This window comes from Desulfuromonas acetoxidans DSM 684 (genome assembly GCF_000167355.1).
In the GTDB taxonomy this organism is placed as follows: Bacteria; Desulfobacterota; Desulfuromonadia; order Desulfuromonadales; family Desulfuromonadaceae; genus Desulfuromonas; species Desulfuromonas acetoxidans.
The window spans coordinates 47,527-61,620 of sequence record NZ_AAEW02000015.1; the positions used below are offsets into that span (position 1 = coordinate 47,527).

Sequence of the window (14,094 nt, forward strand, 5' to 3'; positions counted from 1 at the left end):
ATCAATGAATCGGCTAAAGATAGCAGTTTTGGTTTACGGGTGTCCAGAAGTTGTCCATGAGGATCGTCCCATGTGAAAATGGCTTGTGGGTGAGGGGGCTGGTTAATGAAGTTTATGGCTCTGCTCTGGTTGAGAGCAGCTTAGGGAAAGAGTGGATATGATCAATCGACAGCGTATCAGTGATGAGTTTTTTCGTCTGGCTTCTATCTGCAGTCCGTCGTTCCACGAAGCGGAAATTGCTGATTATCTGGCTCAGCGCTTTCGCGAATTGGGCGCCGAGGTGGAGATGGATGAAACGGCTGGCGCCATTGGCGGTGAGGCGGGTAATCTGATTGCCCGTTTTGCTGCGCATCAGTCGTCGGCACCTCCGTTGTTATTGTCTGCGCACATGGATACCGTATCGCCGGCAGACGGGGTGCAGCCGGTGCTTGAAAACGGTGTGTTTCGCAGTGCCGGTGAGACTGTTCTCGGGGCCGACGATAAGTCGGGCATTGCCGAGATTCTTGAGGCAATCTGTGTTCTCAAGGAACAGAATCTGCCCCATCCGCCGCTGGAAGTGGTGATCACGGTGTGTGAAGAGGTTGGCCTGCTTGGCGCCAAGCATCTCGATGTGTCACAGCTCAGCGCACGCTTCGGATTGGTGTTGGATACCTCCGGTGTCGGTACGGTTGCCTACAAAGCGCCCTGTGCCAACAAACTGCGTTTTCTTATTGAAGGGGTGGAGTCTCATGCCGGTCTCGACCCGGAGCACGGTATTTCAGCTATCCAGGTGGCGGCCAAGGCGATCTCGGCCATGAAACTGGGGCGCATTGACGAGCAGACCACGGCCAATATCGGCATCATCCAGGGCGGTCAGGCGACCAATATCGTACCGCGCCATGTTCAGTTGCTTGGTGAAGCGCGCAGCTTTGATGAGCAGGCGTTGCAACAACAGACCGAGCATATGATCGATTGTCTGCGTCAGGCGGCCGATGCCAGTGTGGTGGAGATCCACGGTGAATCGACCCAAGCGCAGTTGACTACAGAAGTGATGGCCGATTATCCGTTGATGGATGTTCCGACGGATGCACCGGTGTTGCGGCGCCTGTGTGCGGCCGCAGAACGACTCGGCCAACCGCTGGAAGCGGGCAGCTCAGGGGGAGGCAGCGATGCCAACCTGTTCAATCAATACGGTATTCAGACTGTTAATTTGGCCAGTGGCATGCAGAAGGTGCACTCGGTCAATGAATTTGTCCTCGTCGATGATCTGGTGAGCGTGGCAGATCTGGTCGTGGCGTTTGTCCAAGACATGGCAGAAGTGTGATGAAGCGGTCCTCTCGCCTTGATGCTGTGACGTTTCCACCGATCACTGAGGTGAAAGGGTGGCTGGCTGGTCGTGATTTTCCAGCGGACAAGCCACTGGTTGATCTGTGTCAGGCGATTCCCGATTATCCGCCGCATGATGACCTTGTCGCTCATGTTCAGCAACGTATGGGCGCAGCGGAATGTGCTGTCTATTCACCGGATGAGGGCTTACTTGAAACGCGCGAAAGTGTCAGCCGCTGGTATCAGCGTCGCTGTGGGCACGGACCGACACCGGCGCAGTTGTGTCTGACCATTGGCGCCAGTCAGGCGTTCTGGCTTACTCTGCTGTTGCTGTGCGAGGACGGGGATGAAGTGATTGTTCAACTTCCGGCCTATTTTGATCATCCCATGGGCATGGAAGCGTTGGGGATCGTGCCGCGCTATGTTCCTTTTGATGCCGAACCTGAAGCGTTTGCAGAGGCTGTCAATGCACGGACCCGGGCAATTCTCATGGTCACGCCAAGCAATCCGACTGGGGCGATTCTCAGCCCGAAAAAAATAGATGCATTGTACGAACTGGCCTGCCGGCATGATATTGCTCTGGTGCTCGATGAAACCTACCATGCCTTTGTGCCGTCGGGACAAGCGCCACATACGTTGTTTTCACGCTCCGATTGGCCGCAGAACCTGATCCATTTTGCCTCGTTCGGCAAAACCTTTGCTCTGACCGGTTATCGTGCCGGGTGTCTGGTGGCTGATGAATCGCTGATTCGTCAGGCTTTAAAGGTGCAGGACAGCATGGTGGTATGCCAACCACGGGTCACGCAATATGCCGTGGCCTATGGTTGTGACAACCTGGATGACTGGGTGGCCGAGAACAATCATACGATGCAACAACGCCATGATCTGTTCTGCCGGCTGTTTGCGGAGCAGAACGCCTTTGACCTTTGTGCCAGTGGCGCCTTTTTCGCCTGGGTGCGTCATCCCTGGCCGCAGATGTCGGGACGTCAGGCGGCGCGGCGATTGGTGGATCATGCTCATGTCGCCTGCTTGCCGGGTGAGGTGTTTGGTCCAGGACTGGAAGGGTATCTGCGTCTGGCTTTTGGCAATGTCCGCCTTGAACAGATTCCCATGGCTGTCGATCGCTTCAAACAGGTTGATTCTACGTTATAAAACGCTACACTTGAAAGACATCTTTTCATCTTTTTAAGTGGAGCGCCTGCCTATGCCCCGAGCTTTTATCCTCGCCTGTTGTCTGGTTATGGCTTCGTTGTCCATGGTCTGGGCCGAAGCGGAACCCATTCCCTTTGCTGCTCCTGAAGAAAACTCAATTCCCGCCGGTCCCGATGGCGATCTGATTCGCCGTGGTCTTTTGATTCTCACCGATACTCCGCGTCAACTTCCCGATCTTGTTCACAGCCGCCTGCGTTGCAGCAATTGTCATCTCAAGGCCGGGACTGTTGCCTATGCCGCACCCTGGGTGGGGGTGACGACTCGGTATCCTCGCTATAGTCGCCGTTCTGCCGGTGATGTGTCGCTGCCGCAACGGATTCAGGGGTGTTTTCGCCGAAGTCTTAACAGTGAGGCTCCGGCAGTGGACAGCGAACCGATGCAGGCGATTGTCGCCTATATGACCTGGCTGTCTGAAGAGATATCAGAGGGGTATCGACTCGAAGGGTGGGGCTTCCCCCGTTTGGCTGAAATGCCGCCCGCAGACCGCCAGCGCGGTGAGCAGTTGTTTGTGCAGCGCTGTGCCGTTTGTCACGGCAAAGAGGGGCAGGGACGCCTTGATGAGACCCCTCAGCGCTATCCTTACGGTTTTCCCCCTCTGTGGGGCAAAGATTCCTTTAACATTGCCGCCGGGATGGCGCGGTTACACAAAGCCGCTGCGTTTATTCAGCGCAATATGCCGTTTTCTTCCGGGGGGATTCTGACCATTCAGCAAGCCTATGATCTTGCTGATTTTGTCATCCATCAGCCGCGGGAGGATTATCCGCCGAAAGTTCATGATTGGCCTGAAGGAGGAAAACCAAGCGATGCCCGTTATTAAAACCATCCTTTGTCTCGTGGTCTCTGGCGTTGTTTTGAGTGGGAGTGCGGTGTTCGCTCAAACTGAGTCGGAGCCCTCCTTGCAGGATCAGGCTCGCTTCTATTTTGATGTGATTCCTGATCAGGTGCCGCGCCAGGAGCTGGTGGACCATTTTGAGGAGAAAGTGGCTTTGGGGCAGCGATTATTTTTTGATCCCCGTTTATCGCTGAGCCAGACAGTCAGTTGCCATTCCTGTCATAATCTGTCGCTTGGTGGCGACGATGGTCGGTCGGTGTCCGTGGGGCATGGTTGGCAGACCGGTCCACGCAATGCGCCGACGGTTTTCAATTCCGTGCTGCAGATTGCCCAGTTCTGGGATGGTCGGGCGCGTGATCTGATCGAGCAGGCCGGGGCACCGATGACCAGCCCGGTGGAGATGGCCAGTACTGATCCCATGATCTGTGATGTCCTGTCGAGCATGCCCGATTATGTGGAATGGTTTAGCCGGGCTTTTCCCGACCGGAACAATCCGATCTGTTTTGCCACCACGCGTCATGCCCTGGCTGCTTTTGTGTCAACGTTGCTGACCCCGGATGCGCCGTTTGATTGTTATCTGCAGGGGCAACAGTCGGCGTTGACGCGTGTGCAGAAGGAGGGGTTGCGTCAATTTATCACACTGGGCTGCACGCAGTGCCACATGAGTACCAATCTCGGCGGCAACAGTTATTACCGCTTTGGGGTCAAGCATGAACCGGAGCAACGCTATCGGCCTGTGGCAGATCTCGGACGCCGTCAGGTCATGGAGACCATCCGTGAAGATTATGTATTTAAAGTGCCGACGTTGCGTAATGTCGCGTTGACCGCCCCTTACTTTCATTCCGGCAGTGCCTGGACGCTTGAGGAGGCTGTGGAGGTGATGGCCTGGGTGCAGTTGGATAAAAAACTGAACCCAACGCAGGTTGATTCCCTTGTGCTGTTCATGGACAGTCTGACGGGCATTCGCCCGACAGTGACGCTGCCGTTGTTGCCGGCATCAACCCCACAAACGCCACATCCTTCATATTAGGGGGATGACGCCGTGCGATTAAGCATTGTTTTGCCGGCGGACGCAGTTACGACCATCATGTTTAGCCTGATAGAGAGCGGCATCTGCACGGGAGACAACGCGGTCGATTTTTGTTTCACCCTGCCATTGGCTGACGCCAAAACTGGCGGTGACCGAAACGTTGCCCTCTGCAGTGGGAAACGATAGATCTTCTATGGCTTGGCGGATTTTCTCAGCATGGGTTTGCGCCCCATTGAGGTTTGTCGACGGCAGAAGAATCAGAAATTCCTCTCCACCAAAGCGACTGACTAGATCCGATTCTCGGCAGTGGCTGCGGCAGGTCTGGGCAACCTCCATCAAAACCTGATCACCCACATGATGGCCATAGGTGTCGTTGACTTTTTTAAAGTGGTCGATGTCCATCATTACCACGGACAATGGTGTTCCTGTCCGCTGGTTGCGTTTGATTTCCAGAGCGGCCTGTTCCAGGGCATAGCGGCGGTTGGCAATGCCTGTCAGGGGGTCTGTGGTGGCTTGCTGTTGAAGTTGCTGTTGAATGCGGAATTGTTCCTGTTGTGAACGAACCGTCAGAATCGACAAGGTGAACAAAATGGCTCCAACCACGAGGCCGAATCCTCCCATTAAGAGGCTGTGGCGTCGCCAGTCGGCAAAAAAATTATCTTCGTTGATGGAAACAGCCGCGATCATCGATGTGTCGCCGACCCGTTCAAGACTGGCGAATAAACGCTCGCCATTAATTGGTGAAGCGCCGTGGAATATCTTACTTTTTTTCAGATTGCACAGCAATTTAGTGCCACCTGGAAAATTTTGGCCGACCACCTGCTCATGGCCTGGAATCCGGGTATAGATTGTGCCATCCTCGGAGGAAATGGTGATGATCATATCTTCCGGCAGGTCGAGTTCTCGATAACGGCCATACAGGTGGTCGATGTCGATAATAGCAACCAGTATTCGTTTTAACCGGCCGTATTGGTCACGCTCCGCTTTACTGAAACCAAAAAACCACCGCTGGTTATGGACCTTGGAGAGTTGTGGCTTGCCGATGAAAAAGGCGCTGTTTTTATGATCAAGATGGTAGCGCAAATAATCGCGCTCCGTGATGTCCGGTGGCGCTTCCGACCTGCTCCAGTTGACGATCTCTCCTGATGGCGCAACGATAAGCAGGTCCATCAGGTAGCTGTTGTTAGTTTTGAGTCTCAGTAGAACATCGTTGATTCCGTTCAGATGCGTTTTATCGTTGTTGATCAGCAGGTTGTCGAGGCCGACAAACATCTGCTCGACACCGTAAAACATCCGTTCAATATCCATGGCCAGAAAACGCACCAGACCTGTTGTATCGGCGTAGGCTTCGCGAATCGCAACCTTGTGCGCCGAATAAATATTGCTGCCGATGAACGACATGGTCAGAATGATACTGAGAAATCCGAAAAAGCAGGTGCGTTTCACAACGTGCCTTCCTGAAAAAAGTCTACATAAGTTCATTATACGATATCGCTTCATAAAGCCCAGCGGAAAAAGCGTCTATTTTTCAATTACATAAGAGAAGGTTCATATGATGACGTTATTTATATATGGACATTAATCGGTAAATAAAAGACTTTTTTGGTAATATTTATCTTGACAAGAAGAGGGGTATTTGTAAAATAAGACGAAATTTGTCCTCTTTGCCAAGGCGGCAAAAAACGACAGCAAGATGCTGTAAATGTTAAAAATTGCGCTAGGCTATTTTTATCCCTTAATCAGTTTCATATCCGTGGAGAAGTCTGATGGTCTCAGTCCGTTCGGTCGTGAATTTTTATGTCGAAGGGTTCCGTTCCATGAAGCTGGGTAAGACGCTGTGGAAGATTATTCTTCTCAAGCTGCTTGTCTTTCTGACGGTTTTGAACCTGTTTTTTCCCGATTACCTGAATACGAATTTTGAAACAGACCAGCAGCGTGCTGATCATGTTTTAAACCATATCGCAGCGCTCCCTGCCACGGGACGCTAACGCTCAAAGGAGGTTGTCTGTGCTAGAACAACTTGATGTGTCACAATTGAATTGGGCCAGGGCACAATTTGCCTTGACGGCCATGTATCACTGGATCTTTGTCCCTTTGACTCTGGGGCTGTCCTTCCTGCTGGCTTTTTTTGAAACCCTGTATGTTAAAACCGGTAACGAGCAGTGGAAAAATATCACCAAGTTCTGGATGAAGCTGTTCGGTATCAACTTCGCGATCGGTGTTGCCACCGGTATCATCATGGAGTTTGAATTCGGCACCAACTGGTCGAACTACTCTTGGATGGTTGGCGATATTTTCGGTGCGCCTCTCGCTGCTGAAGGTATTTTTGCTTTCTTTCTTGAGACCACATTCTTTGCCGTTATGTTTTTCGGCTGGAACCGGGTTTCAAAAAAATTCCACCTGTTATCAACCTGGTTGGTCGCCATTGGTTCCAACATGTCAGCCTTGTGGATCCTGGTAGCCAATGGTTGGATGCAGCACCCGGTCGGTATGGCCTTTAACCCGGATACCGCACGGTTTGAGATGGAAAATTTCTGGGATGTGCTGTTTTCACCGGTAGCCATGAGTCATTTTGTCCATACAACAAGCTCCGGTTTCTTGCTGGCGAGCCTGTTTGTTGTTACCGTCTGTAGCTGGTATCTGCTTAAGGGGCGCCATGTGGACATGGCCAAGAAAAGTTTGGCTGTTGCCTGTACCTTTGGTGTGATTTCCGCCAGTTTCGTTGCCTTTACCGGTGATGAGTCCGCCTATGTCGCTGCCCAGGTTCAGCCGATGAAACTGGCTGCCATGGAAGGGTTGTGGGACGGTGATGTCAACGCCGATCTGGTTGCTCTGGGTATTGTTAATCCGGCCAAAAAACCGGGAGATGATCAGGATGCGTTCCAGATCGAAATCAAGATCCCTTACCTGTTGTCTTTACTGGCCAACCGCGAACTGGGCAGCTTTGTTCCCGGTGTCAATGATCTGGTTTATGGTAACGCTGAACACGGTGTCATCGGTACCGATGAGAAGATTGTTCTCGGCAAGCAGGCCATCCACCAACTGGCTTTGTATAAAAAGGCCAAGGATGAGGGGGATGATGTTGCCGCCGCCGCAGCCCTGGAGGAGTTCAATAAAAATCAGGAACACCTCGGTTACGGATATCTGACCAGTGCTGAAGAAGCGGTGCCCAATGTTCCTCTGGTGTTTTACAGTTTCCATGTGATGGTGGTTCTTGGCACTCTGTTCCCACTGTTGTTTCTTGCTATCCTGTTCTTCCTCTACAAAAAGAACCTCACCGAGCAGACATGGTTCTTGCGTCTCGGTGTTCTCTCGGTCTTTCTTGGTTATGTGGCTTCTCAGGCCGGTTGGGTTGTTGCCGAGGTCGGTCGTCAGCCCTGGGCGATTCAGGGCTTGCTGCCCGTGTCCATTGCCCGGACCAACCTGACCACGACCACGGTACAGATGACCTTTTTCATGTTCCTGATCATTTTCACGACGTTGCTGATTGCCGAAGTACGGATTATGACCAGACAGATCCAAAACGGACCGGAGGGAGAATAAAATGGGTAGTCTCGATCTTTCACAATTGCAACACCTGTGGTGGTTGCTGGTATCCGTCGTCGGTGCACTGTTTGTCTTCCTGATGTTTGTCCAGGGTGGTCAAGGACTTCTGTTGACCATCGCTCGTACCGAAACGGAAAAATCTTTGATTGTTAACTCTCTCGGTAAGAAGTGGGAGCTGACTTTTACGACGCTGGTATTGTTTGGCGGTGCTTTCTTCGCGGCATTTCCCCTGTTTTATTCCACCAGCTTCGGTGGTGCGTACTGGGTGTGGATGCTGATTCTGTTCACATTCATCGTTCAGGCAGTCAGTTACGAATACCGCAGAAAGCCGGACAATTTCCTCGGTGCCAAAGTCTATGAAGTGTTCCTGTTCATCAATGGCACGGTTGGTGTTCTGCTGATTGGCGCGGCTGTCGGTACTTTTTTTACCGGCTCCAATTTCAGCCTCAGCGACTATAATTTTGTGACCTGGGAGCATCCGGGGCGTGGTATTGAGGCAGCGTTCAGTCTGTTCAACCTGAGCTTTGGTATCTTCCTGGTGTTCCTGGCCCGTGTTCTCGGCGCTCTGTATCTTAATAACAACATTGAACATGAGGTGTTGATTGAGCGGACTCGCAAAGCAGCCTTTAAAAACCTGCTGCTGTTGCTGCCGTTCCTGCTCTATGTGCTGATCCAATTGCTGGTAATGGAAGGGTATGCCGTTGATCCGGCAACTGGTACGGTGTTCATGGAGAAAGGCAAGTATCTCAATAACCTGCTGGCCATGCCGGTCAATGGTCTCGGCTTCCTGCTTGTCGGTCTGGTGCTGGTGGTGTGGGGTGTTATTGCCACACGCTTCATGGCCAGTCGCAAAGGAATCTGGTTTGCCGGTCTCGGTACGGTGCTGGTGGTCTTGTCGGTGTTCTCCATTGCCGGGTACAACAATACAGCGTTCTATCCTTCCAAGTTTGATCTGCAGAGCAGCCTGACCATTGCCAACGCTTCAAGCAGTCACTATACGCTGACCGCGATGAGTTACATAGCGCTGGCGATTCCGTTCGTCCTGGCTTACATCTGGTATGTATGGAGCCTGCTTGATAAGCGCAAGCTGACTGAAGAAGATATTCTTGTTGAAGGTAGCGACGAAAAATACTAAGGAGAAAATCATGACGTTTCTTTTGATTGCCGGATGGTTCGCTGTCGTTGTCGGCTCACTGATTGCTTCAGAAATCGTACTTAAAAAACTCAATCTTCTTGATTGATTATCCTTCGGGCGGCGCGGATGTTTCGCGCCGCCCTTTTAAATTCCCTTGTAGTATGGCTGTGCGAATAGCGCTTCCCTTCATGATTTTTCCCTGCCTAGATCGTTTTATGAGTCAAACTCTGTTTGAAACCAGCTAGAAAAATTTGACACTTTCCCTTCGCTCACGTATACAAGACGACCAATATCTGACTGATACATATTCTCTTGAAAAGAGTGTTAATAAATCCCTGTCCAATAAAAAAGGTCTTACGATGAATTTAAAACCTGAGATGATTGAACAACTCGAACGGGTGCTCAGTTCTGTTGAGCAACTGCTCCCCAAGCCGGTCAAGTCAGTGGATTGGTCAACATGCCATGCGGCCAACTGGCGTCGTCACTCGTTTTCTGGATTTCTTGAGCCGGTCAAGGTGACGGATACCACCCGTTTAGAAGAGTTGCTGGGTGTCGAGGAGCAAAAAGAGATTCTGGTCAATAACACCCGACAGTTTATTGCTGGACTGCCGGCTAACAATGCCTTGCTGTGGGGCTCACGCGGCACCGGGAAGTCCTCATTGGTCAAAGCCCTGTTGAATGAGTATGGCGTTGAGGGCTTACGCGCTATACAGGTGGAGAAAGAGGATTTGATCTATTTGTCGGAGATTTTCGCTGCCGTTGAGAACGAGCCGTATCGCTTTATTCTGCTGTGTGATGATCTGACCTTTGAGGTGGGCGAGCTGAGTTACAAGATGCTTAAAAGTGCGCTTGATGGCTCGGTTTACTCCGCTCCGGAAAATGTGCTGATTTACGTTACTTCCAACCGTCGGCATTTGTTGCCGGAATACGAAGGTGACCATCTCGGCGGTAAATATGTCAAAGGGGAATTACAGCAAAGTGAAGCCATGGAAGAGAAGGTTTCTCTGTCTGACCGTTTCGGGCTGTGGATCGCTTTTCATGTTTTTACTCAGGAGCGTTATTTGGATGCCGTTCGCTTGTGTGTGGAGCGTTTCGGTCGTGAGCGCAACATCGATATTCCATGGAGTAAGACTCTGGAGATGGATGCCATCCAATGGTCGCATGACAAAAGTAAGCGCTGTGGTCGCACGGCCTACCAGTTTGCCAAAAACTGGGTTGGTCGTACCCTGTTGCAGCAACAGCAGCAGAGTGCGCAATAACGCAGCCATCATACTCGTCAGCTGCGAATAATGTCACGACAAGCCGCAATCTTTCGATTGCGGCTTTTTTTGTTCATCATTGTTGTCTAACACAGCTGAATTATAAGCTGTGCAGCGTATACTTGAGACTGATGATATGACAAGGGGGGAACTATGTCGGAAATTTATGTACGCAGTTGGTCGCAACTGCATGACATGTTGTTTGCAGAGTCATGGGATGACGAGATTGGGCGGTTTCGCTCGCGGTTGGCCTTTCGTGGTTTATCCGATGAGAATTATGAGCTGGCCACTACGTTGATGCGGCTCGGTGGCGATTACAGCATTCTTGAGCGCCATCTGCTGCGCAATTTTAAGAAATATGCCCACCGCAGTATGGTGGAGCGGGATTCGGTCTGGCACTGGTTGGCCCTGGCCCAGCATCATGGCTTGCCGACCCGACTGATGGACTGGACTTACTCGCCGTACATCGCGCTGCATTTTGCCACGGCCAATCTGGAACGTTTCGATTGCAATGGGGTGATCTGGTCGGTCAACTATCTGCTGGCACACCAGAAGTTGCCGGAGCGCTTTCGTCTCAAGCTGGACGAGGAGGGGGCGAATGTGTTTACCATGGAGATGCTCAGCCAGTGTGTTGGTTGCCTCAACGAACTCCCCAAAATTGGTGAGGGTGATTACCTGATTTTCGTCGAGCCACCGTCTATTGATGATCGGATTATCAATCAGTACAGCATGTTTACTGTGATGCCGGACTCCATCATGCTGGTCAACGATTGGCTGCAACAGCATCCCGAACTATGGCAGAAGATTATTATTCCCGCTGAGCTGAAGTGGGAGATACGCGATAAGCTTGATCAGGCTAATATCACCGAGCGGGTGCTGTTTCCCGGTCTTGATGGTCTAAGCCATTGGCTCAAGCGGCATTACAGTCCTAAGAGTGAATATGGGAGGTAGGTGAGTACGCGTTCCGAAAGAATGTGCATAAGGGACTGTTGGTTTTTTATATTTCATTCGTACGTCATGCTCTCACAATGCTTGGTACGCACGTGACGTGGGCTTCCGCGCCCACACGTCGGGTCCCTTTTGCGTCGTCAAAAGAGACGGAAAAACGACTCCCGGGCTTCGCGCTCTTCGAGTCCCCTCACTTCAGTCGCTTACGCCGTGATATCGGCAAAAACTCGCTGGCGCTCAAACAGTTTGCCGAAAACCATCACGACGACGCTCCTTGCGTTCGGCGCTGCAGTACGGGAGGGCTGAAGTGCAAAAAAACAAGCCTAGGCAGGGTGGGCACTGCCCACCCGTTTAACAGGTGCCACGGAAGAAATAGAGTGAGGCGTAAGACGGTTATCAACGTTTTACGCCTGTGCTGATGTGGCGCGCGATTTCCGTCTTGCGTTATTGGGAAACACAGGACGTGTTTATCCAATATTCTCCTTGTTGAGGCGAGCCGAATCTGTAAAGCAAGACGGAAATAGCCTCATTATCGGTTGATTCAGGTTCAGGAGAAGTTCAGCTGGCTTTTGCATACTTTTGAGCGGCTAGTCAAAAGTATGTCGGCTGCCGGGACGAAACCCGGCGACCTTGACCTTGCTTTTTAAAAGAGAAGAAGCCGTTACTCTTTGCTGCTCTCCTGATACAGGTGCACATCCCGCTGCGGATAGGGAATGCTGATCCCCTCTTCATCAAAACGGATCTTGACGGTTTCCATCAGGTGAAAGTAGAGATCCCAGTAATCCTTAGTGGCGGCCCAGGGTCGCACAACAAAATTGACACTGCTGTCACCCAGCTCGGAAACGGCAATGACCGGAGCCGGATCTTTGAGAATCCGCGTGTCAGACTCCAGAATCTCCTGAAGAATTTTCTTGGCCTTGCGCAGGTCATCGTCATAGCCAATACCAAAGACCATATCGATACGGCGTGTATGATTGGCGGAATAATTAATGATGTTACTGCCCATTAGATTGGCATTGGGGATGATCACCAGTTTGTTGTCCGGGGTGCGCAACTCGGTGGTGAAGATTTGGATCTGCTCGACCAGCCCGGCGACACCAGCCCCTTCGATATAGTCGCCGTTTTTAAACGGGCGGAAAATGATCATCAGCACACCGGCGGCAAAGTTGGACAGCGATCCCTGTAATGCTAAGCCGATGGCCAGACCGGCGGCACCGAGGATGGCAACGAATGAAGTGGTCTGAATACCCAGCTGGTTGAGCGCGGCAATGATGACAAAGGCCAGTACGCCCATGTAGGTGAGGCTGCCGACGAATGAGATTAACAGATCATCCACTTTGCTGCGTCTGAGGATCCGGCGCACCGCATTGCGGATGATGCGGGCGAACACACGACCAAGGATGAAAATGACGACGGCGGCGATAACCTTGGGGCCGTACTGAAACAGCAAGTCAAGAATGCGTGGTCCCAAGTGTTCCATATCGAGTAATTGAGAAAAATCCATGCTCCCCTCCATTGATTAAAACAGTTCGTTTCTCCATCATTATTTATCATAAAAAACTCTTAAGAACACCTCTAATTATTGCGGGAAATTGAAAGAGGGTCGCTTTTAAGGCCGTTAACGATTCCGACCCATTAGAAGCGTGTTCTGTCCGTTGGACCGTCATGGAAAATCGTTGATCGCGATCAGATGATTGTGCAGCCATTTTTGTTATGGCCGACACGCTTCTCTTTACACATTTGTGTTAGGATAACCCGCGAAAACAACGACACCGAACCCAGAGGTGATATGGAAGAGAACAGTACCGTAGAAAACAGCCACCCATTTCATGGCTTGACCCCCGATAGCGTGATGGATGCTGTGGAATCGCTAGGTTTTGTCTGTGACTGCCGGGTATTTGCGCTTAACAGTTATGAGAATCGCGTCTATCAGGTTGGTATTGAGGATCATGAGCCACTGGTGGTGAAGTTTTACCGGCCACAACGCTGGAGCGATGAGCAAATTCTTGAAGAGCATCAGTTCTGCTTCGAGTTGGTCGAACAGGAGCTGCCTGTTGTTGCTCCGTGGCGCAATGACGATGGCCAGAGCCTGTTTTCTTTCGGAGGAAACCGTCTGGCGGTGTTTGAGCGGCGTGGCGGTCATGCGCCGGAATTCGACAATCTGGACAACCTGCGCGTGCTCGGTCGCATGTTGGGCCGTATGCACGCGGTTGGTTCGCGATGTGCTTTTGACCATCGTCCCACCCTTGATTGTCACACCTTTGGTTCCAGCCGGGTGGCGCTGATCAGTGAGCACTTTATGCCGGTGGAATATCAGGCCACCTATGATGCGGTGACGCGGGATCTTCTTCAGGGTGTCGATGCCATCTTTGGTCGTCTTGAAGGTGCGTTAACACCAATCCGTGCGCATGGCGATTGTCATGCCGGTAATATTCTGTGGCGTGATGGACGCCCCAACTTTGTTGATTTTGATGATGCCCGCATGGCTCCGGCCATTCAGGATTTGTGGATGATGCTCAGTGGCGACCAAACCCGCCAACATCAACAGTTGCAGGCATTGATGGATGGATATGAGTTGTTTCAACCGTTTCCCGTAGCCCAGCTTCCGGCCATTGAGGCATTACGCAGCCTGCGCATGATTCATTACGCCTCGTGGCTGGCGGAGCGTTGGGATGATCCGACCTTTCCCGTGCATTTCCCCTGGTTTAATACCATGCACTATTGGGGAGAACATGTTTTGCAACTCAGAGAACAACTGGCGGCCCTGAATGAGCCGCCATTGTCTGTGCTTTACTGAAGCGTATCTTGTGGAACGGATTTGTGGATA

General features: G+C 51.6%; 12 protein-coding genes. 10 read left to right on the forward strand and 2 right to left on the reverse strand.

All coding sequences use genetic code 11. The annotated features are described in order from the left end of the window. The first annotated feature begins 157 nt into the window (after positions 1–157). Genes DACE_RS12465 through DACE_RS12480 form a run of 4 tightly spaced genes read left to right on the forward strand, consistent with a single transcriptional unit; the run spans position 158 to position 4,379 of the window. The gene (locus tag DACE_RS12465; RefSeq protein WP_006001793.1) at positions 158–1,303 is read left to right on the forward strand and encodes a M20/M25/M40 family metallo-hydrolase; all 1,146 of its coding nucleotides are present in this window, start codon (positions 158–160) and stop codon (positions 1,301–1,303) included. Next, complete coding sequence (locus DACE_RS12470; protein ID WP_006001795.1) at positions 1,303–2,457, forward strand: aminotransferase; 1,155 nt, start codon at positions 1,303–1,305, stop codon at positions 2,455–2,457. Before DACE_RS12465 ends, DACE_RS12470 begins: the two co-directional genes overlap by 1 nt. A 52-nt stretch (positions 2,458–2,509) precedes the next feature. Further along, entirely contained in the window at positions 2,510–3,334 is an 825-nt protein-coding gene (locus DACE_RS12475; protein ID WP_006001797.1) for a c-type cytochrome, read from the forward strand. After that, positions 3,321–4,379: a cytochrome-c peroxidase gene (locus DACE_RS12480; RefSeq protein WP_006001799.1), complete on the forward strand. Its 1,059-nt coding sequence runs from the start codon at positions 3,321–3,323 to the stop codon at positions 4,377–4,379. The genes DACE_RS12475 and DACE_RS12480 overlap by 14 nt, the downstream gene beginning before the upstream one ends. Before the next feature lie 18 nt (positions 4,380–4,397). Here the strand turns inward: DACE_RS12480 and DACE_RS17475 are convergent, their stop codons facing one another. After that, on the reverse strand, positions 4,398–5,825 hold the full coding sequence (locus DACE_RS17475) for a sensor domain-containing diguanylate cyclase (protein ID WP_006001801.1): 1,428 nt from the start codon (positions 5,823–5,825) through the stop codon (positions 4,398–4,400). A gap of 320 nt (positions 5,826–6,145) precedes the next feature. On the opposite strand from DACE_RS17475, the gene DACE_RS12490 reads away from it, so the two are divergent. The 5 genes from DACE_RS12490 to DACE_RS12510 all read left to right on the forward strand — a co-directional run bounded on the left by DACE_RS12490 (position 6,146) and on the right by DACE_RS12510 (position 11,270). Then, entirely contained in the window at positions 6,146–6,367 is a 222-nt protein-coding gene (locus DACE_RS12490) for a DUF4492 domain-containing protein (protein WP_006001803.1), read from the forward strand. A 19-nt stretch (positions 6,368–6,386) separates the two neighbouring features. Next, on the forward strand, positions 6,387–7,922 hold the full coding sequence (locus DACE_RS12495) for a cytochrome ubiquinol oxidase subunit I (protein WP_006001805.1): 1,536 nt from the start codon (positions 6,387–6,389) through the stop codon (positions 7,920–7,922). Between the two features lies 1 nt (position 7,923). Further along, on the forward strand, positions 7,924–9,060 hold the full coding sequence (gene cydB, locus DACE_RS12500; protein WP_006001806.1) for a cytochrome d ubiquinol oxidase subunit II: 1,137 nt from the start codon (positions 7,924–7,926) through the stop codon (positions 9,058–9,060). A 359-nt stretch (positions 9,061–9,419) separates the two neighbouring features. Next, a complete protein-coding gene (locus DACE_RS12505; protein ID WP_006001808.1) occupies positions 9,420–10,319 on the forward strand; it encodes an ATP-binding protein in 900 nt (299 codons plus the stop codon). A gap of 153 nt (positions 10,320–10,472) precedes the next feature. Beyond that, positions 10,473–11,270 (forward strand): FRG domain-containing protein, encoded by a 798-nt coding sequence (locus DACE_RS12510; protein WP_006001810.1) that lies wholly within the window; start codon positions 10,473–10,475, stop codon positions 11,268–11,270. A gap of 658 nt (positions 11,271–11,928) precedes the next feature. Here DACE_RS12510 and DACE_RS12515 read toward each other — a convergent pair. Beyond that, the gene (locus DACE_RS12515) at positions 11,929–12,771 is read right to left on the reverse strand and encodes a mechanosensitive ion channel family protein (protein ID WP_006001812.1); all 843 of its coding nucleotides are present in this window, start codon (positions 12,769–12,771) and stop codon (positions 11,929–11,931) included. Between the two features lie 285 nt (positions 12,772–13,056). Here DACE_RS12515 and DACE_RS12520 point away from each other — a divergent pair, with 285 nt between their 5' ends. Next, complete coding sequence (locus tag DACE_RS12520) at positions 13,057–14,064, forward strand: serine/threonine protein kinase (RefSeq protein ID WP_040367351.1); 1,008 nt, start codon at positions 13,057–13,059, stop codon at positions 14,062–14,064. Positions 14,065–14,094 lie beyond the last annotated feature (30 nt).